We start from the raw sequence: 26,514 nt of genomic DNA on the forward strand, positions 1-26,514 counted from the left end.
TCTTCGACACCGAAAAGGCAGCGCCTCTCACCGGTGTGAAAAGCGTGCCGGCCACCTTTGACAAGGTCAGTGAGTTTGCCAACCGGGAGTTGCCGAAGGAATTTCCCAAGCAGTTTACCGACACGGTTATGACGCCCGAGTTTCAGGATCAATATGGGTGGCATTACCAGGAGGCCGTGGATAAAAAATTCCTGAAGAGTAAATGGTCCACGAAAGTCAATGATTTCGAGGTTTATCTGGACACCACCGATCTTTCTGAAGCAGAGAAAGACCTCCTTAAGCGGCGTATGGAAATGCAGGACACCGTGGGCAACAACCAATACTACGAAGGCAATGGCCTCACTCGGGACAAGAACTCCAGGTCCGGCAACCACTACGGCGCGGTGGAAACGCTGAACTTCGAGCGGCAGCCGGTCAACCTGCAACAACTGGAAGAGGCGGGCGCCATTACCTATGTCTCCAAGAGGTTTTAAATGAGTTGGATACAAAAACCGGAATACCCGGTAAAAGAGCAACTACCCAGAATCGAACATCACGAAAAACTGCCGGATGGCGCCGTGGAACTGGCAAGAACAACAGATCCGAATGAAGGTGATACGGTTGTATTTGTGCGGCAGGGAAAATTTCTTAGTGTATTGGAGGCCGACAGCTGGCTGCTTAAAGATGGCACGCCCCACTACCGATGCTCACAAGCGGATTTCCCCCTCGGGGTATTGCCTTGGTTCGCCGATGCCCTCACCGAGTTCCGCAAGCCACCGGCACAGGGCGGCCTGCACGCCGGTGCCATGACCAGCGCCGACGAGGACGTGGAGGGCGAGATGCTGTGTATTGAACGCGCCATGAATGCAGGCCGCGGCGTGGGTGGCTATACCATAGTCAACTGGTCTAGAAAAAGCCGCCTGGTGTCTAGAGCAGAGCACTTTTCGCCACAACAAGTCACCTTTGCTGACAACTTCCTCTACGACGCCGGCCTACTGGATCTGATCCAAGATCTGGGAGAAGAGTATCGTCGCGGCGAGCTGTAAATACTCGGGAACGAAGCAGCTGTAGCGGGAAAAAAAGCGTGAAATCGTTCAGGCGCTCGGTCTCCAGGACTTTGAAAGTCTCGGAGAAGTGGAGGTTGCCAAACCAGCCGAGGTCGTCCCCGATACCCGGAAGAAACCGAAACCCCATGAGAAAACCGATTTCAGCCAACGCAAAGGCATCCCGCCCACGTCTCTCGAGGATGCCGTCAGCCGCCTGAACTCTATGGCGGATGAAATTGCCCGCAACGGCTACCACCCCAAATACACAGACGCCGAGCTGAAAGCTCTGGCCGAAACCGGCGATATCTCGAAGGAACGCTATCAGGTCCGCTTTATGGAAAGCCGCCACCTGACCAACAACAGAGCACCGGGCATGCTAGGTGCGCCCATGCGAGGCGTCAGCGGCAACGGCGCCAAGTACTGGTCCACCAGCTTCGATCAGTTGGAGGATGCCGATACCAATGCGCGCCTGATTTCGGACAAGCTTGGCCTCGACTACGATCCCAACGCCGAGTACACACTGATTGTCATCGACACCGAAAAGGCAGCGCCTCTCACCGGTGTGAAAAGCGTGCCGGCCACCTTTGACAAGGTCAGTGAGTTTGCCAACCGGGAGTTGCCGAAGGAATTCCCTAAGGAATTTACCGACACGGTTATGACGCCCGAGTTTCAGGATCAGTATGGGTGGCACTACCAGGAGGCGGTAGACAGTGGCGATCTGAAAAATAAGTGGTCTACCAATACGGAGGCGTTTGGGAGGTATCTGGATACCACCGGTCTTTCCGAAGCAGAGAAAGACCTCCTTAAACAGCGCATGGAAATGCAGGGCACCGTGGGCAACAACCAGTACTACGAGGGCAATGGTCTGACCCGGGACAAGATCGCCGGGTCCGGCAATCACTACGGCGCGATGGAAACGCTGAACTTCGAGCGGCAACCGGTCAACTTGCAACAACTGGAAGAGGCCGGCGCTATTGCCTATGTCTCCAAGGGGTTTAAATGAGTTGGATACAAAAACCGGAATACCCGGTCAAAGAACAACTACCGAGAATCGAGCACCACGAAAAACTGCCGTATGGCGCCGTGGAGTTGGCGAGAACAACGGAACCTAACGAGGGTGATACCGTTGTCTTCGTACAGCAGAGAGATCACCTGAGCATATTGAAGGCTGACAGCTGGCTGCGTAAAAATGGTACGCTCAAGTACCGATGCTCGCAGGCCGATTTCCCCTTGGGGGTTTTACCCTGGTTCGCCGATGCCCTCACCGAGTTTCGCAAACCGCCGGCCCAAGGTGGCCTGCACGCCGGTGCTATGACCAGCGCCGACGAGGATGTGGAGGGCGAGATGCTGTGCATTGAACGCGCCATGAACGCAGGCCGGGGCGTGGGTGGCTATACCATAGTCAACTGGTCTAGAAAAAGTCGCCTGGTGCCTAGGGCAGAGCACTTTTCGCCACAGCAAATCACCTTCGCCGACAACTTCCTCTACGAGGCTGGCCTGCTGGATCTGATCAAAGACCTGGGAGAAAAGTATCGCCGTGGCGAGCTGTAAAGAGTCGGAAGCGAATCACCTGTAGCGAGACAAAAACGTGAAATCGTGCAGGTACTCGACTTTGCCCCACCGCCATTACCCGCGAAAAGCTCCAGCCCGCCACGGAACTCGCCGATCTGCCCTGATACCTCCGTATGTACTTAAGGCTCGCGCGCTAGAAACCGCCTTACGTTGGCCGTAGCATCAACATGTGAGTTGGAGGATTTCCTGACGATACGGAGTAGCCCGGAGGATATTCTTGTTAAGAATTACCCCCCGGGGCGTATCGCGCTCCGAAACTGGAGTTAATTACAGGTCTTCAATTGTCACTGGTGCGCTTTCGCCCAGGCGGAAAGCGTTCAGTTTGCCACATTGTGCGAAATGGTTGCCGGAGTCCCAGGGACGGCCGGGCTGATCGACGTCGGCTTCCCAACCGGGTCCGCCAGAAATATAAGATTTTACTTCAAACCAGCCGTTGACCGTTTTCGAGCAATCCATCTCTACATCCAACATCCAGTAATGTTGCCCCCAACGGTTAAGTGGGGTCTCACCAAATCCGTCTACGCTTACTGTGCGCTTGGTGCCCCAGCTATCCGGCCACAGGTTAGTGGTCCAATCCAAAGGCGTACCCATTGCTTGGGTACTTTGCGCGGGCTCGGGCCCATACCAGTCGAGATAATTGTCGCCTGATTTCCACGGGGCGGTAGTAGTATTCAATAGATTTAAGTGCCGAATAGGAATCGAGCACTCGAAGTTACTGGTATCACAGTTTCTGCCCAGTACAGTGTTGGCATAATTGTGGTCTATACCGCCGAGAACAAACATATCCTGGCCGGATTGAGTGTCACCGTAAATAAATACCACCGTACGCTGCCATGGGTTTATTTCCACATCAGTAGGAATCACGTTTGTGCGCTGGTTATCACCCCAGAGGGTCGGCCACTCCGTAGGTTCTTCAACACCGCTTGGTGTATCCAGCTCCCATATGTATACACGCCCGTCCAACGCATTTATGCCCACCTCCAGGCGACCGTCGTTATCCAGGTCCGAAACCGCTGGCGAGCTGAATCCTGTATCCACATCCTTATATAAGTCGATAATTTCATTGCCGAGGTTATCGTAAAAATGCAGACCTCCCTCCCAATGCGTATCGTTACCTATAAGAACAGTGCCGGAAGAATCTGCGATATTGGCGGAAACAAAGTCGATGGGAAAGCCTTTGCTGACAGCTTCCGTGGGAAAGCCGTTCACCATAGATCCGTCGGTCTCGAATGCCATCATAGTATTGCGACCTACAACTTCGACAATCTCCAGTTGTGGGTCATCATCCAGATTTACGGCTATGGTTCCATTCTGCGTATCCAGAATATCCGGATAGCCTACCGGCCAACCTGGCAGGAAATTGCCATTGCGGTCAATCAGGTAGCCTTGGCTAGAGGATTCTTCGGAGGTGGTACGCCGCACACTGGCGGAAAAGAAAATTTCGTAATTTCCGTCTCGAGTAAAGTCGGCAACTTGGAAGTCGCGGAAATGAAATACTTTATCATCGAACGTGAATTCGCGTTTCACGTTACCATTTACATCGTAGTAGCGTAAGTAACGGTAAGCGCTGAAGCCGGTCTGGCTTGGAGGTGAATTGACACCTACGATAATTTCCTTTTTACCATCATGATCCATATCCACCACACTCATGTGCACAGTTTCATAACTATGATGTTCGTCCAAAAGTAGTGGATAGCCGGATCTAGAGCTGCCGTCGGCATTTAGGACTCCCAGCCAATGCTGCCCCTTGCGATTAAGATCCGGGTCTTGTTGCTGGAATTTTATGTTGTAAATTAATTCTATCTGGCCATCGCCGTCGAGATCAGAGGCGATAACGGGGGCCTGATGAAATAGTTCTGTCGGCGCCTGATTCTGTACCGGGCGGCCCGCTGGGAAACCTGGCGCGATACTGCCATCGTGTTGGAACGCCCACACTGGGCCGGCCTGTGAGGCGTCCGCCCACACACTGACCACAATTTCCTTAAAGCCATCGTTATTGAGATCTGTAATAGTAGGGCCGGCAAGCACTGGGGTAGGTAATGTGACCGGGAAACCGGGACGCGGTTGACCGCTGGCATTCCACACATTTACCGTGAAATCTCCGAATGTAATGACTTCTTTGGTTCCATCATTATCCAGATCTTCGAAGGCAATAGCTCGGTTAATTCTAAGTCCAAAGCTATGGCCGTTTTCGGATACAGCTTTAGCCCAGCCTGGTTTTAGTTGATTGTCTACACGCACCATCACGCGCGACTCATTGAATCGGCCGTCGGTATTGAAGGCGCGCAAGCGGAGAATATAAAGGGCGCTTGGCAGACTGGAGATATCCCATTGGCTCAGTAATTGATCTTCTCCCTCCGCTGTACCTGAGGTGATAGTTACAAATGCCAGCTGATGATCCGGCGTATAGTGAGCGTACGCCAATTCATAATGAGAAAAGTTGGTTCCGACAATAGTGCCTCGCACTTCTTGACTATGGCCTTTGGCGGACCAGGGTTCGGGGGAGGTAATCTGAACGAAAATATCAGGCGGAGTACCCACATAATTCAAGGCTGACTCCGCGTTAACACGACCATGACCAGACATTGCATCCCAGCCAGGATTCATTACGTCGTCAGCGGTTTGAGTAATGATATGCCGCACTTGTTCTTGATTGAGTGACGGGTTCTGTGCAAGCAACAAGGCTGCAAGGCCGCTTACATGGGGCGCAGCCATTGAGGTTCCGTCGATTTCCAGGTAGTTCTGGCCTACCACGCGATTTCCACTCTGGGAAAACCCAGAGTCGGCGGCAAGCAGCGAGAGTATGCTTGTTCCGGGGGCTCCAACGTCAATTTTTGCTCCCCAATTGGAAAAGCCAGCCCTGACGTCACTTTGATCAACGGCGGCCACGGAGATCACCAGTGGATGGTTGGACGGGTGAGGCCATGCTGCAGGCCTGTCTTCATTACCCGCCGCTGCAACCAATACAGAGCCTTGCCCATAAGCGTATTCGAGAGCGTCATTAATTAAGCTGGAATCTCCGTACCCGCCCCAGCTGTTATTAATTACCTGTGCGCCATTATCTGCGGCATAAATCAATGCGTTTGCGAGGCTGGTTGCCAGGCCGTTGCCGCTGTCATCCAATCCTTTGACCACCATGATTTTGGCTTCGGGGGCAACGCCGATAACGCCCGTATCATTATTGCCGGTAGCTGATATGGTTCCGGAGACATGTGTGCCATGGCCGTGACCATCGGTGGGATCATTATCAGGGTTGGCACCGGGGTTTAATGGGCTCGATATACTTTCCCCGATGAAGTCGTACCCATAGACATCATCAATATAGCCATTGTTATCGTCATCTATGCCATTGGATGCGATTTCGTCGGTGTTAATCCAAATCTGCCCCTGAATATCCGGGTGATTAAAGTCCAACCCTGTATCAATTACCGCGGTGACAACCCCATTGCCTTGAGAATTATCCCAGGCATTCTCCATGGACATTTTTTTCAGCCCATACAGATCGTCAAAACCTTGCCCCCAGGAGTTGAAGGAGCCAAAGTAAGGGTCATTGGGAGTATAACTTGTGGTATAGATATAGTTCGGTTCGGCGTAATCAACGTTCGACTCTGTACGCAGGGTATCAACAATCTCTCGCACGTCGGTGTCAGACGAAAATTTGAGAATGAATACATTTTCCAGCGCCGACTTTGCTGATCTGGAGGCGGATGTTACTCGCGATGCATTGCCTGGCAAGTTTTTAAACACTTTTTCATTGCTCTTCGCTTTGTACTTACGCGAAAGCTCGCCAATGGCTGAATTACTCCTCAGTGATGGAGACTGTGCTCCATTTTTGTTCGGTTCACCTTTTAGCCGAACAATTACCTGGTTAGGAACGAACTGAAGTTCATCCCCCAACGGGCTTTGGACGTTTTGTGCAAAGGCGGCCGGAAATGCAAGCATACCGACAATCCCCGTAGCCAAAGCTTTGGCTCTAATCCGGAACCGACACCTAGAAAACATAAATTCCCTCTAAGAAGTGAAGTCTCTTTCAAAAAGTAGTTTTTTGGTAGAAGTAAAAAAATTCTTACAAAAGCGTTTCAAAAATATTAATAACCAGAAGTCGCTAATATTATGAATATACTTTTTATCAGGATGAAAAAGATGGGTTTAGCTTCCATACCTATTGCTTGACTACTGATCCTTCAGAGAAAGGCATAGAGGTAAAAAGGGCGGTTATGAATACCTAAGCTGCTGATACAGTTAGCGTAGCTATAGAAGCATCCCTTCAAAATCTAACCTGCTACCGGGTCGAGACTTTGACACTCATACCAAGGGGGTGCCTCCTCCCCTCTTGGGGCGGAGAGTGAAATATGAAGCATTCCTCGTTTCTCGGAGACAACTTGCTTGAGCCACGTAGTTTCGACTGAGTTGGCACACTAATAAAACGAGTTTTCGAATTGAGCTGGAGGTAGAGCGTCGATAGCTTTCAGAGCATCCCTACACACATTGCTGATATGTATGAAATGGAGCTGTCCGTTGGCGCGATCGCGGATAATTTACCGCGCCTCCGCGGATATAAAAAAAACCGGCAGTAAGCATCCTTACTGCCGGTATGAATCAGATGGTCCCAGCCATCTACGGTTACAACAACACTATCAAGAGCGAAATGAGGCATCCGTGCCTCTGCCAGGCCCTCCCACATTCCCGGCTTCCTAGGCTCTGTGGTTACCGGGCGGCCTGACTGTTCAGCTTGCGCCGAAGTCTTCCTGATCTGTTGCCGGCATTCCCTATTGGCTCTGTGGGAAATGGGCAACTACCAATCCTTTGGCAAACTGGCTGAAGGGCGCTGTGCTGTTGCCGGTGAGGGAAGCAGTTCCGTCGCTTCCCTTGTTTGTTCCACCTTCCATGATGGACACCGGTAACAGGGTGACTGCAATCCACCTTGCCGCGACTCCTGTGACGGCCGGGCATCGCGTCCCCTTCAACCTTGAAGCCCAATTTACGCAGAAGTCCATTACAGGTCGATCACACGCCATTACACGTCATTACACGAAGGTTGTTATGGCGCCGGCTCTACTCGTCATCCCGGCGAATGCCGGGATCCAGGTGCTGGAGTCTGGATGCCGGATCAAGTCCGGCATGACGGGTGTTGCGGGGGCTGGATGCCGGATCAAGTCCGGTATGACGGGAGATGCGGGAGCTGGATGTCGGATCAGGTCCGGCATGATGGGAGATGCGGGAGCCGGATATCGAATCAGACCCGGTATGGCGGCGCGACGCGATGCTTGGGCTTTCACTACACTTTAAAATTGGTGCTTAACTTACCGCGGCTGGTTTATGTGCTGGCCGCCATTTGCTTGTTGGGCCGCAGCCGATCCCGTAATATCGGCGGCCGTTTCGTCCATAAATTAAACAGCGCTGACCTATCCACAATGTCGAGAATTTATACGCGCCCCAATTACCGCGCCATTATGTCGGTTATCGCGCTACTTTTTATCGCGAGTTTTGCCAATGCGCAAAGCTATGAGCAGCTTTACAGCGATTACCGCGGCAGTCTGTACCAGATCCGCCTGATCGAACAGTCCTCCAATTCCAAGGCGGGTCTGGGCTCAGGTTTCCAGATTTCTCCTGATGGACTGATTGTCACCAATTACCACGTCGTATCGGAGGCGGTGCACGACCCGGAACGATACATTCTTAGATACCTGTCGGTGGATGGAAAAAAAGGGGATCTTGAGCTGCTGGATGTAGACGTGATCAACGATCTGGCGATCCTGCGTCAAAAGGGCGAGCCGGGACCGGATTCCCTGCGCCTTGCGCAGAATCCACCGAGCAGAGGAGAAACCATCGTTTCCATGGGCAACCCGCTGGATCTCGGCATGACCATTGTGCCGGGCACCTACAACGGTATTGCTACCGGCAGCTTTTACGACCGCATCCATTTTTCCGGTTCCATCAATCCGGGCATGAGCGGCGGCCCGGTGGTCAATCGCAATGGGGAAGTGGTGGGGATCAATGTGGCCACGGCAGGCAATCAGATCAGTTTCCTGGTGCCAGTGGACAAGTTGGTTGCGCTGCTCGCGGATTTCCGCAAAGAAATGACTGCGGGTAATGGTCCCATCGCCCTGCAGCCAGTGATTAACCGTCAGTTACACAATAATCAACAGCGCATCATCGACCAGATTCTGAACGCCGACTGGCAACTGCGTCCTCTGGGCGATGCGCTGGTAGTGGGTGAAATCGTGCCGGCGATACAATGCTGGGGAAACTCCACCGACGATGAGGACGAACCCATCCAGCAGGTCGCCAAGGGCTGTACCGGCCAGGACGTGGTGTACCTGTCGGAGACCTTTGATACCGGGAGGGTGGAGTATGAATTCTTCTGGCTGGAATCCGACGATACACTGGCCTCTTCACGTTTTTACAGCGCCTATGAAGACGAGATGAGCGGCTTCTACCCGGGTAACAGTGCCGGCGAAGACGATGTGACCGAATTCAACTGCAAGCAACAGTTCACCACCCACCCGCGCAACGGTGCGGACCAGAGCACCGATGACAGCAGTACACAGAAGCCGCCCAGGGCCAATGGCAACACGGAGCCCGCCATTGCGCGCACGTCTTTTTGCGTGCGTCGCTATAAGGAATTTCCGGATCTCTACGATGTGTTTTACGTAAGCCTTACCGTGGACCAGGCCAACCGCGCGCTGGTAAGCCACTTTACCCTGTCCGGATTCACCAAAGAGTCTGCCAGTGCGTTTACCGACAAGTTTGTGAGCGAGATTCAATGGCACTGATTATCGAAGAAATCAATCGTGCCCACCGGGTAAGTGCCCGCTATCGCATGGATGGTGACCGGGCCACCATCGGGCGCTGTTACGACAACGCGGTGATGCTGGAGGACCCCCACGTGGATCCAGTACACGCGGAAGTGGTGAGGGATGAAGACGGCTGTTATGTGCTGCGAGATCTGTCCAGCCTGAATGGCCTGCGCCTGGTGCGCAATTTTCGCGACAAATCCATCAAGCCTGCGGCAATCCGCGAGCACCAGATACGCTGCGGCGACGAAATCCAACTCGGCAAGAGCCGGGTGCGTTTTATCGATACCGACATGAGTGTGGCACCGGCCGTCCCCCTGCATTCGGCGGAAACGGTGTTCGACCGCCTGGCGACACCGCTTGTGGCAGCGACACTGTGCCTGTTGGTGGCGGGCCTCAGTCTCTGGCTCGCGTGGCTCGGCACCAGCAGCGAGTTGGAGTGGACCGGCGCGGTCAAGGTGCTCACCGATGCAGTCATCGGTCTGCTGATATACGCCGCCGCCTGGGCATTTATCGGCAAGGTGGTGAAGCACGAGGCGCATTTCCTCGCGCATCTTTCCATCGCGGCTGCTGCAGCCCTCATCTATGCGGGCTGGCAGTGGTTCGGCACTCTGCTCAACTTCAACTTCAACCTGAGTCAGGTACTGCCGCTGCTCAATATCCTCGCGCTGGCGGTGCTGTTGCCGGTGATGCTGTGGTGTGCCACCTATCTGGCGCTGAATGTCGCCCCACACTGGCGACTACTGGGCTCGGTGCTGCTGCCGTGGAGCTTCCTCGGCTTCGCCGCGGCAGTAGAGGTCGGCAATATGGATGAATTCAGCGAATCACCGCAGGTGTCCACGGAGCTGAAATCGAAAGACTGGCTGTTCCGTACGCCGGTACCACTGGAGAAATTCCTCGCCGACGCGCCGGAGCTGTTCGATATACCGATAGAGAAGTCGGACGACAAGAAAGGCAAGAAAAGCGCAAACAAGGATTCGACGGAAGAAGATACGCACGACGAGGAAATTCGCGGCGAATAGCCATCGCAGTCTGCGCGCACACGGCATAAAATCTCCGCCCGCCGATCCAGCAACGCAATGATCCTCGGCGCCCAAGGAGTGAATGCCATGACCGAGCCCACCAATGATCAGATCCCCGGCAACCCCTACTGGAGCCCGGCGGTAGCCCGGCTCCACCCCTATGTGCCGGGTGAGCAGCCGAAAACCACCGCACGCCTGATCAAGCTCAATACCAATGAGAGCCCCTACCCGCCCTCGCCCAAGGCCCAGGCGGCGCTGCAGGACCCGCAGTTACCACAGCGCCTGCGCCTGTATCCCGATCCGGAATCCACCGAGCTGCGCGAGACCATCGCCGCGCAGTTTGGCCTGGCGCCGGCGCAGGTATTTGTGGGCAACGGCTCCGACGAGGTGCTGGCGCACGCGTTCTACAGCTTCTTTCAGCGCCCGGAAGCGCTGCTGTTTCCGGACATCACCTACAGCTTTTATCCGGTGTATTGCGAGCTCTATGGCATCGAGGCGCGCACCCTGCCGCTGCGGGAGGATTTTTCCATCGCGGTGGAGGATTACGCGATCGACAATGCTGGCGGCGTGATCCTCCCCAATCCGAACGCGCCCACAGGGCGCTACCTGCCGCTGGCGGAGATCGAAAAACTGCTGGCACTGCACCCCGAGCGCGTGGTGGTGATCGACGAGGCCTACATTGATTTCGGTGGCGACAGCGCGGTTTCCCTGATTGAGCGCTACCCCAACCTGCTGGTGGTGCACACGCTATCCAAGTCCCACGCGCTGGCGGGCCTGCGGGTTGGCTATGCCCTCGGCCAGGAGCACCTGATCGAGGGGCTGAACCGGGCGAAGAATTCCTTCAACTCCTACCCCATCGACGGCATCGCGCAGAAGGTGGCGACGGCGGCGATTGCGGATCGCGAGTGGCTCGCAGACAACTGCGCAAAAGTGATCGCCACGCGCGAGCACACCTGCGCACAGTTGCTCGAGCTGGGATTCGAGATTATTCCCTCCACGGCCAACTTTATCTTTGCCAAGCCGCCGAAAATTTCCGCGGAAGCGCTGTTTCTGGCCCTGCGCGAGCGCAACATTATCGTGCGCTATTTCAACAAGCCGCGCATCAGCGAGTACCTGCGGATCAGTATCGGCACGGATGAGGAGATGACGGCGCTGGTGGAGGCCTGCCGGGAAGTACTGTAAGTGGCCGCGCTTACGGATTGGTGAGCTGCAGCCGCTTCAGCCCAAAGCGTTTGGACAGGATGCGGTCGCGCAGCCAGCGCGGCAGCCAGCGCGCCATCCACGGCAGCAGGCTGCTCTTGTTGCCGATCCTGAGCAGGGTGGACGGACGCTTGCGCAGCAGCTCGGCCGCCAGGCGCTTGGCCAGATCCCGCGCCAGGGTGGCGTTCTGCTGGGATTCCAAGGCGCGGGCGCGCACATGGTCTTCACTGCGTTTGTACCAGGAGTCCGGCGCCAGCAGGCCGCGCAGCGAAGTCTCGGCGTGACGGCCAAATTCCGACGCGATGGCCCCCGGCTGCACCGTGACCACACGGATGCCGAAGGGTTTCAGCTCCAGGCGCAGCACATCAGACAAAGTGTGCAGGGCGGATTTGGACGCGCAGTAGGCGCCAGAGAAGGGTGTCGGCATAACGCCGGAGACGGAACCGATATTGCAGATCACGCCGTGGCGGCGGGATTTCAGCAGCGGCGCACAGGCCCGCGCCAGCGCCATCGGCGCGAACACATTGGTGCGGAACTGGGCTTCCAATGCGCGGGTATCCAGCTCCAACAGCGGCCCCATCTGGCCGTAGCCGGCGTTATTGACGAGGATATCCAAGCGCCCGTAGGCGGTCTTGATGGCGTGCACCACGCGGTTGATGTCCGCCTGGTTGTTCACGTCCAGCGCCTCGGTGGCGATGCCCACATCCGCCAGTTCCTGCAGGGCCTCGGCGCGGCGGGCGGTGGCGATGACGATGGTACCGCGCGCGTGCAGCGCCAGCGCCAGTTCGCGGCCAATACCACTGGAGCAACCGGTAATCAGCGCCACCCGGTCCGGCACCACATAGCCGCGGCCAATCTGCGCCAGGCTTTCGGCGGCGAAATTCTGATCAGAGAGGCGGAACCGGTTGGCGGGGGGCTTGCTCACGTTTCTATTCCCAAACTGCGTCCAAAACTGCGCTGTGTCTAAATCCGACTCAATCGGACAGGGCTGGTGTCAGTTGGAAGTGGGGATTCTGAATCAGCCCGAAGACGTTGCCAAAGGGATCGAGGAAACTGGCCATGAGTATGCCCTCTCCCACGTCGACAATTTCACCGTGCTGGCGCGCGCCGAGGCCGTTCATACGCTCGACCTGGGCGGCGATATCGGCAACGCCCCAGTAGGCGACGACGCCGTCGGCACGGCTGATCACATTGCGCGCATTTGGGTCGAGCCCCAGCTCGAATCCGCCGACACTGAAGCCGACGTAGCTTTCGGCTTCAAAGTAGGGCTCCACTTCCAACAGGGTGGTATACCACGCTTTGGCTTCTTCCAGATTACTGACGCCGTAGATGACGCTTTGTATCCCTGAAAACTGACTCACCTCAGACCTCCTTTTGGAGATTTGTTTCCTGCGTTGCGATGTACTGCTGATTGGTTGTCACCGCTTTATTTTTGTATGCTTTTCGAACAACGCTTTGGCGCTATTCGAGTTCCTGCTCCAGTTGTTCGAGCAGATCGAGGGGTTCGATTTCTTCCCCTTCGAGATCGTCGTTCCAGTTGATGCCGACGAGTAGTACGTCATCGTGCATGCCGGTGAGCCAGTCGTCCATAAATTCTTCGAGATCGATGGCGACGACCTGGTATTCGGCCCAGTCGTCGGCGATATGCGCTTCGGCGAATTCGCGCTGGGACCAGAAGGGCATGACGTCGGTGCCGGGGCGGGTTTCCGACTCGCACAGGGCAAACCCTTCTTCCCCTTCCAGCGCCCACACACACCCCTGATCTACCGCTTCCGGCAGAAAGCGCTCACAGTTGTCCTCAAAATCGTCTCCGAGTGGTTCCAATTCCATACCGGCTTGCCTTGAAAATGATTTGGGGAGTTTACGCCAGATTGGGCGGGATAAGTAGAAACTTGCGCAGTGTTGTGGGGTTGCTCCGGCATCGGGGACCCCTTAAGTGAGTGTGGTGGCGTTTGGACACCGGGTGAGGGTTTCCGAAACCGCTGTGAATACATCCCTGTACGCTGCGTCGGCGACGTCCCTGTCGCCGACGCTTTCGAAAACCCTCACCCGGCACCCAAACTTCGCATCGAGTTCTGCGCATTGTTCGCGGCTACGAAGTAAAGAGATTCAGCGCGAAGCCGGAGTGCTGGGGATTAGTTTTTGGAAGCGTCGCAAACAGGATGTTTGCGCCGCAGCGCCCAGGGATGGGTTCACAGCGGTTCCAAAAACTAATACCCAGTGCTCCGGCGCCACAGAGGTCACTACGAAGTCAAACCTCGAGCCCACAACGAAGCTGGAAACCTAAAGCTGCAACCGATGCCCGTTTTCCTTCAGCCAGCGCCGCAACGTCCGGTAATCGGGACAGAGACTGGCTACAAGATCCCAGAACGCCCGGCTGTGGTTGTGGTGCCGCAGATGGCAGACCTCGTGGATCACCAGGTAATCCACCACAGGCTCAGGGGCGAGGCAGACAAGCCAGTTGTACTGCAGTTCACCGCGAATGGTGCAATGCCCCCACTTGCTGCGGGTGCGCCGCACTTTTACCGAGGAAAATTCCAGACCGAGAAGGCCGGCAAAATAGCGGGATTTTCGCGTGAGGGTATCCAGCGCTTCGCGCTGGTAGAGCTTCTGCAGAGCAGCCTGTATCTGCCCGTCATCCGGTTCGCGGTTGCGGCAGTAAAGCTGGATATAGCCATCGCGAATCCCCGCATCCCCCGCGCAGGCCGCGCGGTCCAGTTCGAGGGAATTGCCCAGCCACGGAAAGCGCGCACCAAACGCAAAATGATGCTCCGGCACCTGCGCCTGCCGGCGTTCAAGCCCGCGCAGCTGATCTCGCACCCAGGCGATATTGTCGCGCAGGAACTGGTGACCGTGCTGCGCAGCGCAGCGTTGGGGAATCCGCACTTCCGCGCCCTTCTCCGTCACCACCAGCCCCAACCGCTTGCGCCGCGGTGAGCGGGACAGACGGTAGGAGACTTCCTCGAAGGTAAACAGATCCGCGGTCACGACAGACTAAGAATCAGCAATTACTGCGAAGGCACCGGCACCACCGCCATGGTGATGCGGGAAATGCAGTTGAGCTTGCCCTTGGGGTCGTGGATACGAATTTCCCACACCTGACTGCTGCGGCCGACATGCACCGCGCTGGCTTTGGCGGTAACCACGCCCTCCGGCACGGGGCGTAGGTGGTTGGCGTTGATCTCCTGGCCCACACAGTAAAACTTGCTGTTATCCACCACCATGTTCGCAGCCAGCGAGCCGAGGGTTTCCGCCAGTGCCACGCTGGCGCCACCGTGCAGGATGCCAAAAGGTTGGCGGGTGCGGTCGTCAACCGGCATGGTGCCAACGAGGTAGTCGTCGCCCACTTCGGTGATTTTCATTCCCAGGTAGCCGGGCATGCAGTTGCCCATGCTCTGATTGATTTCGTCCATGGTGGGGTTGCCGTGCCAGATTGCCATTTGATCACCTGATTGATTTCATAACACTGAGCGCAATATCAGTAAAACAGCATCGGATTGAAAGCACCAAAGCCGCCAAAGCGCATCATCTCAGCTTCCAGGTGGCGCATTTCCCGCAGCAGGCCGCGGCGCTGGCTGCGCAGGGCGCGAGCTTCCTCCTTGGATTCGGCGTCCTCCAGCGCGTGCTCGACCCGAGCGACCTCGCGCTCCGCTTCGTAATACTGGCGCTCCAGCGCCGCATACTGCTGCTCGGCCTGATATACCGCGAGGCCGCGCTCGTAGTTGGCGAGGAACAGGTCGGCGGTGGGGCCGGTACAGACACCTTCATAGTTGTTTCCGCGGCGCCCAACCACAAAACCGTTCTCCGGGGTGCAGAACTGTTCGATACCCGCTTCGTGACCGCGCATCCAGGCGGCAGTGTCGGTACGCACGCCGTATTCGTGGCACTTCTGGGCGATCTGGTAGACGGTGGCCTGGCTGCGGCCGCGGGCGCCATCTTCGATGCCGCGCTCGTACCAGAGGCCTGCCTGGCATTCGTTTTCGGAAATCACGGCGCAGCCGCCGGCGAGGGCGAGCCACGCGGGAAGCGCGATAAGGGTGAGCCGTTTCCAGAGTTTCATGTTGTTATCCACCGGTTGTACGGCTTTATTGAACGCTCTTGCCGGTGAACCTGTGCTGAATCAGCCAAAGCGCTTGTCGGCCACGAAGGGGTTGGTCTGGCGCTCCTGGCCGAAGGTGGACATGGGGCCGTGGCCGGGAATGAATTTTACGGCGTCGCCCAGGGGCCAGAGCTTTTTGGTGATGGAGTCGATGAGGTCCTGGTGGTTGCTCATGGGGAAGTCGGTGCGACCGATGGAACCGGCGAAGAGGACGTCACCCACCAGTGCGAGGTTACTTTCGCGATGGAAAAAAATGACGTGACCGGGGGTGTGACCGGGGCAGTGCACAACTTCGAGCACTTCGTCGCCAACGGTGACGGTATCGCCATCGTTGAGCCAGCGGTCGGGGGTGAAGGTTTCCACCGGCGGAAAGCCGTACATCTGAGCCTGGACGGCGATTTTTTCGATCCAGAACTGGTCGGCCTGTTGGGGCCCTTCCACGGGAAGACTGAGCTGGCGCGACAAGGGGGCGGTGCCGCCGACGTGGTCGAGGTGGCCGTGGGTGAGGAGGATTTTTTCCAGTTTGAGGCCGCGCTCGTCGACGGCTTTGAGGATGCGGTCGATGTCGCCACCCGGGTCAACCACGGCCGCGCGCTTGCTGTCGTCGCACCACAGGAGGGTGCAGTTTTGCTGGAAGGGCGTGACGGGGACCGAGTGAAATTGCAAAGCCATGGGAGTACCTGTTTAGTCTTCGCGTGCGATTATAACGCTCGCGGCGTAATCCGGCTAAAGTGGCTCTGGTGCTTTGAATCCCAGTCTCGTGGCGTCGCCGCTAGCGGGTACTCCCTTGCAAGACACGAGCTAGGCGCCCCCCTCAACCCATCCCTGGGGGCTCTTCCGCGAGGCCCCTCTCGCGGAAGGTCTTGCAAGGGAGTACCCGCTATCGCCGTCTTCGCAGAAAGTTTCGAAGCTTAAACGGCCGCCACCGTCGCGCGTTGCAGGGGACTCGGCCGGCGTGCTGTGGTTTTTTTAAGCACCTCGGTGACATCCTCGACCAGATTCCTCAGCACCATCTCGCTCTGCCAGTAGCCGTCGTGGGATACCAGTTGCGGGCCCCAGCTGGCGGCGCTCCAGTCGGCGAGGGGGCGGGTCTCGAAGTCGCGGTAGACGGCCTGGTTGTAGGAGGGGCTGAGGGGTTTGAGGGGCCAGCCGAAGAGGTCGTCGGGGTGGTAGAAGTTTTTCCAGCGGAAGTTGTAGCCGCGGGTGTCGGAGGTGACGGCCTGGATCTGGTCGCGGGCGAGGCCGGCTGTCCACAGGGGGTTGCTGGCGCCGAGGGTGTACCAGTGGGCAAGGGTTTTGCCGCGCAGGAAGAGGTCTTTGGCGGAGCCTTTGTGGACACCTTTCGGGCCGCCGTCGCGCCAGATACCGTGGTTGATGGTGGCGCGCTGGGCGTCCCACAGGTAGTTGGAGAGGATGCAGCAGCCGATGGAGTGGCTGAGCAGGATAACTGGGGCGTTGTCACTGGTGGCTTTAGCGGCGCGCTCGAAGGTCTGGTAGATGGCCTGCTGTGTTTTTTCGTAGTTGCCACCGCGCTGGTGGATGTCCGCCATCTGCGCAGAGGCTTCGGCGAGGCCGTAGAGCATGAATTTGCGCGCGCGCAGGTAGTCCATATCGCGCTTCTGCATGGCTTCGAACACCCGTTCGAGATTGGGTTGCAGGTGACCCTGGCAAAGGATGGTGTCGGTGTGAATACGGGACCAGTCGGCCCCCAGATGGTCTTTCAGCGCCTGAAACAGCGGCTCGGCAAAGCCTTCGTCCACGGCCCCCATACCCGGTGCCGCCAGGATGACCAGATCAGCCATTGTTCGCTCCCCGCAAGTGTTTTTCTTCGCGTTGTTTTCGGTTTGCTTATTGGATGCGAATACCTCGCCGGGGTTTTCCCGCGCATCGTGTCACTGTGGAATTTGTGCGGTCTGCCTACAAACAAGCTGTGACTCGAGTAGCACAATCACGGGAAACTACCACCGGATGAGGCGCATGGGAAGATTTACGCCATAAAAGATGTAAATTGCGCCACACCGTACGCCGAGTCTTCGGGCAAAAAAGAAACTCCGACTCTTTTTGCGGGTGCCGCGGAACTTCCCTGTCAGCACCTCGTCAAAGTAACCAGTTCCCCCAGATCACAATGTGTGAACGCGTCGTGATCGAACTCTCTCATCGTAACTCTGCTTGAAGCCGGCCTTGCGCCGGCTTTTTTCTGGCTGCAAAAGTACGATCAGGTTCTAGGCGGAGCGTCTGAGCGGCGGCGGATCAGGGTGAAGTCGAGTTGCACCTGCTGGCCCTGTTCGGCCTCTCCAGCCCGCATGGCCCGTACCTTTTTCACTAACAGATCCACCGCGGCACGGGACATGTCCACTACAGGCTGGTGAATGGTGGTCAACTCCGGCCAGATGGTGGTCGCCAGGGCGGTATCGTCGAAACCGCAAACCGTGAGATCCCTGGGCACGTCGAGCCCGCGGCGCTGGGCTACGGAGATGGTGGCGGCGGCCATTTCATCATTACAGGCAAAGATAGCGCTGGGTGGGCGCTTCAGGTTCAACAATCCCTCCGCAGCGTTGAGGCCGGAGCGGTAGGTGAAAATCCCCTCCTCTATCAGCTCGTCGGCCACGGGGAGTCCAGAGTCTTTCAGGGCCTGCCTGTAACCTTCCAGACGACGCTGGCTAACCTGCTGACCGCAGTCGCCGGTAATGAAGCCAATACGCTTGTGGCCGAGGGAGGCAATATGCCGGGTCATTTCGTAGGCGGCCTGGTAATCGTCGATCTTGACCACGGAAATGTTGCTGCGCGGCTGCTCCGAGGCAATCAGCACCGCCGGGGTATCGCTGTTTTCCAGCACTTCCAGCACCGTGGGCAGATCCGATAACGGCGGTGGCAACAGCATCGCCTCTACTCCGCCGCTCAGCATGCGCGCCGCCACCGCTTCGGCATTCAGCGCCACATCGCAGTGCTCCACCACCAGCTGGATGTTGTAGCGGCTCGATTGCTCCAGCGCGCCGATTAGAAAGGCACTGAGGTAGGAAGCATTCAGGTTACTGTGCAGCAGGCCAATCTTGATCTGCGCACCGCCGGCAAGACTGCGGGCGGCGCTGTTGGGGGTGTAGCCAAGGGACTTGATCGCCGCATCAACGGTCTCACGGGTCTTCGCCCGCACATTGTCCTCGCCGTTGATCACACGGGATACGGTCATCGGCGAGACGCCCGCCTCGCGGGCGACGTCGCTGATGGTGGGCGCATTGCGCTGGCGGCGGCTCTGTCTCTGCTTCACGTTACTCTCGATCGGCCAAGCGGGTGAACCGGCATTGTATAACGGATTCAAACGTAACGATAAAACTCTGTATGGGGCAAACCTATTGACAGGGACCGGCATAAAAATGCGGCCTCCAAAGGAACGGATCGCTACTTCGCATCGATAAAGCTGTTGATCGACAGGCGACCACTGCGGGGATCTGTGTCGGGTACGAAGTCTTCGCCGATGGAACCAGAGTGCAGGGAATTACTGCGGTAGATCAGCATGCGGTTGAAGAGCCCCTCTTCGGCGTGCACCTGTTCAAAGAATGGCGTGTCGCCATTGATATAACCGCCTCCCGTAAACTTCGGATCAGCGGCCTCCTTCTGGAGAGTGGAGAAATAATCCTGTCGCCGGCCTTCATTCACCACCTCGTAGCCGGTGGATCTATGCCGGTAAAAAGCCGTACCGCCGTGAGGCTCACGAAATAGGTAGTGGATAGAAGCCAGGCTGGTGGATTGCACCGTGTCAATATGCGGAATACGTTGTATCCACTCAAGTTGCTGCGCGGGCTTGGTTATCATTGAATAATGGCACATGGAGAGTGACAATCGCATGCCACCGAGCTGAAAATAATCAACCAGCAATCCACTCAGCTGCTCCAGCAAGAATTGCTTGTACTGCAATGGAGCCCTGGCGCGAATACCGGGATAGAAGCGTCCGCCATCCACGAAGGATTTGCTCACCGCCCTTTCCACCATCCGCTCGGGATCTTCAATGCAATTATCCAATACCAAAAGCGGCGCATTTTCGCTGCCAATCGTCAGCTTTTGAATATGCACTTTCGGGTGTAAACGCAGACTCATTGGACCAATGTATCCCGATCGGCTGACCTACAATACTGGTCGATAAAGTCCTGGTGCGCGGGAAGTTCAGATACAACGCTTCTTATACTGGATTTTAATCCCTCTTGAAATTTCTGCATTTCTGCCTCGCTCATCAAACGCGGTAGCGGATGATAACCCTTAGGCTTTAAGCCCTGACCAAGCATTACCTGAACCCAAGAATCCACCCGGAAAAGCTCACCGCCATCCTGATAGGCATGCGCTCGTTCCTCAAACAGCGCGACACGACGAGCGAGGGTTTCAGGAACCTGCATATTTTTACAATGGCGCCAAAAATCACTGTCTTCACGCTCGGTCACATGATAATGGAGCACAATAAAATCACGCACTTTTTCCAGCTCTTCACGAGTCTGCTGATTATATTCATCCACAAGTGAAGGAGAGACGCCATCAAAAGGAAAGAGCTGCATCAAGCGCGTGATGCCTGTGACAATCAAGTGAATACTGGTAGATTCCAGTGGCTCCACAAAACCACTCGCCAACCCCAGAGCGACACAATTCCTGCTCCAGGCTTGATGTCGCCGCCCAGTCTGATAGCGAATCACTCGAGGCTCGGTGATCATTTCACCTTCAATATTGAGCAACAGCTTCTCAATCGCCTCGTCATCGGACATAAAATGACTGCTATAAACAAGACCATTCCCCACCCGATTCTGAAGTGGTATTCGCCACTGCCAACCGGCCTCATGAGCAATCGAGCGGGTATATGGCATCGCCGGACCAGTCGCCTCGGTTTGCAGAGGTACAGCACTGTTACAAGGTAACCAATGGGACCAGTCCTCAAAGCCGACACCCAGGGTCTTTTGCATTAAAAGCGCCCGAAAGCCAGTGCAGTCGATAAACAGATCACCGTTTATTCTTCGGCCGCCTTCCAATACCAAAGACTCGATATTGCCGGTCTCCTGGTTCTGCTCCACTTCGCTGATTTTCCCCTCAACCCGCGTCACTCCGTAACGCTCGCTAAAAGTCCGCAAAAACTTTGCGTACTTGCCCGCATCGAGGTGGTAAGCAAAATTAACCGGTGACTTCGGCGAAGTCGCAAACTTTCCGGCCTTGGCGGCCTGCAACTCCAGACAAAAGTCGCCAATGTCGGAATCAAATCCCATTTCCCTGCCGTGCAACCAGAAGTGGTGAAAGTCACACATCCAGGCGGTGGCGCCCATTTTCCCGAAGGCATGGATATATCGATCGCCTTTTTTGCCCCAGTTTTCAAAGGCTATGCCCAGTTTCGCCGTCGCTTGGGTCGCGCGCATGAATTGCTTCTCATCAATGCCCAATAGCTTGTGAAAAGTACGAAGAGGCGGGATTGTCGCTTCACCCACACCCACGGTTCCAATTTGCTCAGACTCCACCAGAGTGATATCCAGCAATTCGCCCAACTTCTTCGACAGGGCCGCGGCGGCAATCCAACCAGCCGTTCCGCCTCCGGCAATCACAACTCTCGAGATTTTATTATTATCTTGACTCATCTCACTACCTGTTAAGCTTGTGCAGCAGCATCGCTCGCAATTGTCGCACTTTCATATCATCCATCTTTCCCAAAGCACCTTCCGCATGGGCTGGCAGGTGGGCGCGTGGGCGCTCCGGATCTCCAAAGATGTAATAGTCGAAAATATGCTTCCAACCAGCCCGCTCATGTTCCGGCCTGTCGCGCAAACTCATTAATGCGTGATACAACACATTCATGGGTGTTCCCAGATATTGCGGCGAGGTGCTCCACCAGTAATTGATGAGCACATTAAACGGCGAAAAAGCCTCCACTTGATGCCACCAGAGGCTGGGGTAGAAAACAGCATCTCCCGGTTCTAAGTCCGCCACCTGAGCTGACGCAAGCGCCTCGCGAAAACGGGGATATTGATCAAAGTCCGGATTAGAGAAATCCACCATGCTCACCGCCTGACCACCGGGCGTCGGCTCCAATGGGCCGGGATAAAGGTTGTCAATCTGATCTGGTGGGAAGAGAGTAAACCGGCGCTTACCGACCACACAACAAGCGAGATTATTGGGTGCATCGTAATGCGCGGAGGCGATTGACCGATTGCCAATCCAGATGCTGGTAAGTGGCGCTCCGGACTCAAACATAGGGTCATCGAAGACCAAATCGTTTTCTGCACGAAGACCCGGCAAACAGGCATCCAGAGTAGTTGACCCCACATAAATAGAAGGTGGGTTGTCGTTTTCCAGATACTCACCGATCCGATCCAGAACCTGATCCAGAAGGATACGATGATTATCAAAATTCAACCCACTTATATCTTTATTGTAGAAATATTTCCCCTTTATATCCGGCGCTCCCTGATACGCAGAGACGGTCTTCCCGTTGTGAAATGATTTCAGGTAGTTTATCGCTTCTTGCGCTGATTTCTTACCGGCCCTGCACAACGCCCAATTCCTTGCGAGCCCCTTCAGAACAACCGGCTGACAATCTTCCATCAGACTCTGCCAGGGAATACTATCCGGGCAAATACCATCAATAACTTTTGTTTTTCTCTGTATTTCCATAAGTACCACCCAGAGCCTTAACTAAGCGTGCTCGGAGGCGGACAGAAGTCGCCATCTTTTCATCTGGATCAATTTCTGGATATTGCCGAGCGATGCAACCAACAAAAATGCACCCTGCAGGAAGCCCGCGCGATTAAGCCTCTCAAGCGACTCCGCATCCAGACTGGAGAGCTTTACTTCACTAACAGTATAGAGCCCCTGAAGATCGTACTTCTCGTCCTCGTGTACTTCTATCTGAATCTTCACCGGCTCTATCAGACCCAGAGCATCGAAAGCCTCGAACATCGAGCGCTGAACCGATATGCCGTCACTTATCCCTCTCAGGATAGTGGACACACGCTCCAGATAGGGGCTGTTCCCGCCATGGGGAAGAAATACGGGTTCGCCTTCCCTCTCACTGACCCTCGGGTTATCCATGTCGACATGAATTACCGGCTCGTGCAGAACTTGGCCGCCCTCTTCTCGCTTCTGAAAGCCGATCAGGAACGGGCCTCGCGCGACGACCCCTGGAATATAACCCGCGTTCCATCTGCCGTCTTCCAGGAAAAGGTTTTCCCCCCGGGAAAAACCGAGTAATGCTATAGACTGATATTCCCCATCGCCCTTATCTTTGCGTTTGCGCAATAGAATCGGATACTCCCGTTGCACATCAGCGTACTCGGTTGGGAATACGGGCACCTGGTTGACGCCATCTCCAAACTCTTTTCCATAACGAATAATGACCCGCAAGTCCTTGTGCGTCACATTGTCCAGTAATACCGGTTTGCTCATTTCAAACACCAATGGATTCAGCGCGGTGGTCCACACTGGTAACCGCCTGCGGTTTTATCTTTGTTTCAGACGAAAGTACATGAAAGTCTCGGCAAAAAAAAGGCCGCTGTAACCAGCGGCCAATTCAGTCAAAGCAGCAAAAACTTCATCTTTCACATACCTCGACACAATTGTCCAGAATGCTTATTGGCGGATTTCCGCTGCTCCGAGTGTTCCGGAGCAGCGGCTTCACCCGAAAAACTTAGAACGCGTAGCGGGCACCAATCTGATAGCGCGCTCCCAGTTCCTCGGCAAACCAAAGCTGCCTGGTATTGCGAGAGTAGTGGCGAACATCTTCCTCGGTCAGGTTGATCCCCTCGAAAAATACGTCAAGGTTATCATTGACCTCGTAGCTGACATTCAGGTCCCACTGCGAGTGGGCCTCCACAAAGCGCGCGTCGGTAGCGCCCTGGGTAATTGACATCAGGTAATCATCGCGCCAGTTGTAGGCCAGGCGCGCCTGGATACCGAAATTGTCGTAGATGCCCACGACGTTGGCAGTATCACTCAGGCCGGGAAGCGCAAACTGGATTTCACTGGGATCTGCATTGACGTCGTAGCCGACATCGCCACGCACCGTGGTGTAGTTGGCCTGAACACCGAACCCACTGTCACCGAAGAAATGCTGCACGGCAAACTCGAAGCCGTGAATGCTGGCGCTCTTCTGGTTGGTGGGGAAGGTGGTTTCAAATACCATCAGCGGGTCGTCGCTATTTGGACTCAAATCCAGTGCATTTCCATCAGCATCTTCGAGGCTGCCGATCTTCGCTCCGCAGTCCGGATTCGCCAAGCCAGCCAGGCTTGATGTCAGGTCTCCACACTCCGAGGGGAAGGTCACACCCGGCTGTCCCTGGTACTGCTTAACCACCATCGCTGAAAACAGTGTTGTATCGTCGATGGGAACGCCGTCAGCCTCCAGCGCCGAAATAGCTGCTTCAGCGCGCGGGCCGGCGGTCACATCGCGCATATCAAAGAAGGTGCGGTCCTCTTTTTCGTTGCCGATGAAGTTATCTACCCGCTTCTCATAAAAACCCAGAGAAACGTAGCTGGAGTCGCCGTAATACCACTCCATGGACAGGTCCAGGTTATCGGATTCGAAAGGTATCAGCAGCGGGTTGGTCTCGTCTGCAGCAGGGTTTGCACCATTCAGGGTTGAACCGTTGGTTGCCCAACCGCTCGGAACAGCGGCAAGACTGCCCAAACCTGCACGGGCGATCGTCTTGCTGTAAGAGAAGCGCCCCTTCAAGTCCTCGCGCAGATCGATCGAGAAATCGAAGCTGGGCAACAGGTGGTCATAGTCATTTTCGACGGTGAGCGATACTTTTTCGTCGGTATCTGTTCTCGAGAAATCGTTATTGTCTTGCCACAGCAAATGAGCCGGTTTAAGAACCTCTGAGGTTGAGGTGGAAGTCGTGCTCTCGTAGCGGATACCAGTCAGATAGCTCACTGGGAAGTCGCCCAGCGTACTGTCTACAGCCACCTGGAAATAGACGCCTTGCACGTCTTCCTCAACCTTATTGTTGGAATTCCAGTTATCAGTGTACGAACAGGCTGCGTCGCCGTCGCGCGGATAGTTTTCCACCGCCCAGTTGCACAGCCCCATCGGGTCAGAAGTGCGGAAGCCGAGATTGGTGGCATCGCCGGCAAAACCCAGGTCGTCAAACTGGCTGGAGAGACTGAAAGGCGCCAGCAAATCGGCGAGTCCCGCGGCACCGGCATCATTGATACCCCAGTCACCGAGCGTCCACTGACGGTTCGACTGTCGCGACAGGAACTCCGTACTCCGATCCTCAATCCCGAAATCGAAACGGCCGTTGTCAAACTCGTAGCTGCCGTCCAGCTTGAACTGGGAGATGTCGGACTTCTGGGATGCGTACCAGACCCGTGCCACCTGACTGCCGAAATCTCCAGCATCAAGCTGACCCGGGGTATTGCCGCCGTTGGCTTTACCGGAATCGTCTAAGTCGAAATTAGCACCCGGCACGTCACCCCCGAAATTCCAGCTCTGCCCCGCAACAACTGGAGCACCGAGACTTATATCGATAGAGCCGCTGTTACCTGGTCCTACGGGAAGGCTCTCCATACTGGAATCGTGTACATCTAATGCCAGTGAGAAGGCGTCATTCACCTCCCAGTCCAGGTTGAAACCGATAGAATTCAGTGTGTCTTCCTGTTCGCGCCACTGCTGCTCGAAACCCATATCCTTGTCAGTCAGGTTGGTCTCACGAACAAACAACGGTGTGGCCACAGTATTGTCGTCAAACTCTACTTCGGCGACGCTGCTGCCGTTGGCCATCCACAGGGTCTGTTCGCTGCGGAACTCGGTCAGCCGGTTCTCTGCGTAGGTGTAATCCAGAGTACCGGTGATGTTATCTGTCGGGCGGAACTGGAAAGTCGCTTGGGCGTTGGTACGCTCGCGCTCGCGATCAGACCAAGTGTATCGGATATCATTGGGACGAACATATAACTGCCCCTGTTCGGGGGCGTTTGTTATTTGCGCGTCGTCGGTGAAGCTATACAGGTTGTCCTGCCCCCAGCGACCAATATTCCAGTCGTTGACTGTAGCGCCAGCCGAACCGGAATCACGCTCCTGGACACTGCCGGAGAGGGAAACACCCCACCGCTCGCTATCGTCTGTCCAGCTAAAGATACCCGAAACTTCTGGGGTATAGTCGTCGCCGTTCAGGTTAGTGGTATCGCTCACCGCCTTGGCGCCGAGGCTCAGTTTGAAACCCGGATCCTCTAAGGGGCGGGCAGTGTTGATATTGATGGTACCGCCCATCCCACCGGAGGCAATGTCGGCCTTGCCGGTCTTATAGACCTCGACGCCCCTGACGCTCTCGGAAGCGAGATTGGCAAAATCAAACGCGCGGCTCTGGCCGCCGCGGGTGGTGCCGGCACCGCTGCCGCCACCGAAGGCCGAGCCGCCGGGCATGGTACGCCCGTTCAGCGTGACCATATTCATGTCGGCACCAAAGCCGCGAATGGTGACCTGAGAGCCCTCACCATTAACCCGGTCGATGGAAACACCGGTAATCCGCTGCAGGGACTCTGCCAGGTTGGTATCGGGGAACTTGCCGATATCTTCGGCGGAGATGGCATCCACCACACCAGAAGAATCGCGTTTGATATCCATGGCGCGTTCCATGGAAGCGCGGATACCGGTAACAGTCACCTCTTCCAGGGTGGCGTCCTGAGCCAGCGCCACGGAGGCACAGCTCATGGAGGCGATGGCCGCAACCACGGCGCCCGACAGTTTTTTGCGTTTGAACATTTGCATTTCCCTCTTCGCATTTTGTCGCGGCCGACGCTGCCCAGCTGGACCACTCCGGGAAGGACTTGGCGACTTTTATTGG

At 55.9% G+C, this 26,514-nt stretch carries 22 protein-coding genes; 7 read left to right on the top strand and 15 right to left on the bottom strand.

Going from position 1 to position 26,514, the window contains the following annotated elements; genetic code table 11:
- The 4 genes from FDY93_RS15900 to FDY93_RS15915 all read left to right on the top strand — a co-directional run.
- Positions 1-473 (top strand): hypothetical protein (locus tag FDY93_RS15900; protein WP_138236755.1); only part of this gene is annotated, 473 nt, incomplete at its 5' end.
- The gene (locus FDY93_RS15905) at positions 474-1,025 is read left to right on the top strand and encodes a hypothetical protein (RefSeq protein ID WP_138236756.1); all 552 of its coding nucleotides are present in this window, start codon (positions 474-476) and stop codon (positions 1,023-1,025) included. It begins immediately after the preceding gene.
- Positions 1,026-1,113: 88 nt separating this feature from the next.
- On the top strand, positions 1,114-2,028 hold the full coding sequence (locus tag FDY93_RS19805; RefSeq protein WP_246068610.1) for a hypothetical protein: 915 nt from the start codon (positions 1,114-1,116) through the stop codon (positions 2,026-2,028).
- Positions 2,025-2,576: a hypothetical protein gene (locus FDY93_RS15915; RefSeq protein ID WP_138236757.1), complete on the top strand. Its 552-nt coding sequence runs from the start codon at positions 2,025-2,027 to the stop codon at positions 2,574-2,576. Before FDY93_RS19805 ends, FDY93_RS15915 begins: the two co-directional genes overlap by 4 nt.
- 288 nt (positions 2,577-2,864) lie before the next feature.
- Here the strand turns inward: FDY93_RS15915 and FDY93_RS15920 are convergent, their stop codons facing one another.
- Positions 2,865-6,539, bottom strand: coding sequence for a S8 family serine peptidase (locus FDY93_RS15920; protein WP_171019014.1), 3,675 nt, complete (start codon positions 6,537-6,539; stop codon positions 2,865-2,867).
- A gap of 1,472 nt (positions 6,540-8,011) precedes the next feature.
- Between FDY93_RS15920 and FDY93_RS15925 the strand changes: the two genes are divergently transcribed.
- From FDY93_RS15925 to hisC, 3 genes are all read left to right on the top strand, one after another.
- A complete protein-coding gene (locus FDY93_RS15925) occupies positions 8,012-9,373 on the top strand; it encodes a S1C family serine protease (RefSeq protein ID WP_246068611.1) in 1,362 nt (453 codons plus the stop codon).
- Positions 9,364-10,416: an FHA domain-containing protein gene (locus FDY93_RS15930; protein ID WP_138236759.1), complete on the top strand. Its 1,053-nt coding sequence runs from the start codon at positions 9,364-9,366 to the stop codon at positions 10,414-10,416. Before FDY93_RS15925 ends, FDY93_RS15930 begins: the two co-directional genes overlap by 10 nt.
- An 87-nt stretch (positions 10,417-10,503) precedes the next feature.
- A complete protein-coding gene (gene hisC / locus FDY93_RS15935) occupies positions 10,504-11,598 on the top strand; it encodes a histidinol-phosphate transaminase (RefSeq protein WP_138236760.1) in 1,095 nt (364 codons plus the stop codon).
- 10 nt (positions 11,599-11,608) lie between these two features.
- Here the strand turns inward: hisC and FDY93_RS15940 are convergent, their stop codons facing one another.
- From FDY93_RS15940 to FDY93_RS16005, 14 genes are all read right to left on the bottom strand, one after another.
- On the bottom strand, positions 11,609-12,541 hold the full coding sequence (locus FDY93_RS15940) for an SDR family oxidoreductase (protein WP_138236761.1): 933 nt from the start codon (positions 12,539-12,541) through the stop codon (positions 11,609-11,611).
- 49 nt (positions 12,542-12,590) lie between these two features.
- The gene (locus tag FDY93_RS15945) at positions 12,591-12,977 is read right to left on the bottom strand and encodes a VOC family protein (protein ID WP_138236762.1); all 387 of its coding nucleotides are present in this window, start codon (positions 12,975-12,977) and stop codon (positions 12,591-12,593) included.
- Between the two features lie 100 nt (positions 12,978-13,077).
- On the bottom strand, positions 13,078-13,446 hold the full coding sequence (locus FDY93_RS15950; protein WP_138236763.1) for a DUF2750 domain-containing protein: 369 nt from the start codon (positions 13,444-13,446) through the stop codon (positions 13,078-13,080).
- 453 nt (positions 13,447-13,899) lie between these two features.
- On the bottom strand, positions 13,900-14,604 hold the full coding sequence (locus tag FDY93_RS15955; protein ID WP_138236764.1) for a M48 family metallopeptidase: 705 nt from the start codon (positions 14,602-14,604) through the stop codon (positions 13,900-13,902).
- A gap of 20 nt (positions 14,605-14,624) precedes the next feature.
- Positions 14,625-15,056 (bottom strand): hotdog fold thioesterase, encoded by a 432-nt coding sequence (locus FDY93_RS15960; protein WP_138236765.1) that lies wholly within the window; start codon positions 15,054-15,056, stop codon positions 14,625-14,627.
- A 38-nt stretch (positions 15,057-15,094) separates the two neighbouring features.
- On the bottom strand, positions 15,095-15,676 hold the full coding sequence (locus FDY93_RS15965) for a DUF2799 domain-containing protein (RefSeq protein WP_246068612.1): 582 nt from the start codon (positions 15,674-15,676) through the stop codon (positions 15,095-15,097).
- A 60-nt stretch (positions 15,677-15,736) separates the two neighbouring features.
- Positions 15,737-16,387, bottom strand: coding sequence for an MBL fold metallo-hydrolase (locus FDY93_RS15970; protein ID WP_138236767.1), 651 nt, complete (start codon positions 16,385-16,387; stop codon positions 15,737-15,739).
- Positions 16,388-16,626: 239 nt separating this feature from the next.
- Positions 16,627-17,517, bottom strand: a complete 891-nt coding sequence (locus FDY93_RS15975) for a hypothetical protein (protein WP_138236768.1) — start codon at positions 17,515-17,517, stop codon at positions 16,627-16,629.
- A 413-nt stretch (positions 17,518-17,930) separates the two neighbouring features.
- Positions 17,931-18,980, bottom strand: coding sequence for a LacI family DNA-binding transcriptional regulator (locus tag FDY93_RS15980; protein WP_171019015.1), 1,050 nt, complete (start codon positions 18,978-18,980; stop codon positions 17,931-17,933).
- Positions 18,981-19,111: 131 nt separating this feature from the next.
- On the bottom strand, positions 19,112-19,807 hold the full coding sequence (locus FDY93_RS15985) for a DUF6445 family protein (RefSeq protein ID WP_138236770.1): 696 nt from the start codon (positions 19,805-19,807) through the stop codon (positions 19,112-19,114).
- Positions 19,804-21,315, bottom strand: a complete 1,512-nt coding sequence (locus tag FDY93_RS15990) for a tryptophan halogenase family protein (protein WP_138236771.1) — start codon at positions 21,313-21,315, stop codon at positions 19,804-19,806. The genes FDY93_RS15985 and FDY93_RS15990 overlap by 4 nt, the downstream gene beginning before the upstream one ends.
- Before the next feature lie 4 nt (positions 21,316-21,319).
- Positions 21,320-22,348 (bottom strand): cupin-like domain-containing protein, encoded by a 1,029-nt coding sequence (locus FDY93_RS15995; RefSeq protein ID WP_138236772.1) that lies wholly within the window; start codon positions 22,346-22,348, stop codon positions 21,320-21,322.
- 21 nt (positions 22,349-22,369) lie between these two features.
- A complete protein-coding gene (locus tag FDY93_RS16000; RefSeq protein ID WP_138236866.1) occupies positions 22,370-23,119 on the bottom strand; it encodes a SapC family protein in 750 nt (249 codons plus the stop codon).
- A 241-nt stretch (positions 23,120-23,360) separates the two neighbouring features.
- Positions 23,361-26,432, bottom strand: a complete 3,072-nt coding sequence (locus FDY93_RS16005; RefSeq protein WP_138236773.1) for a TonB-dependent receptor — start codon at positions 26,430-26,432, stop codon at positions 23,361-23,363.
- Positions 26,433-26,514 lie beyond the last annotated feature (82 nt).

Origin of the sequence: Microbulbifer harenosus (genome assembly GCF_005771435.1) — a bacterium.
In the GTDB taxonomy this organism is placed as follows: Bacteria; Pseudomonadota; Gammaproteobacteria; order Pseudomonadales; family Cellvibrionaceae; genus Microbulbifer; species Microbulbifer harenosus.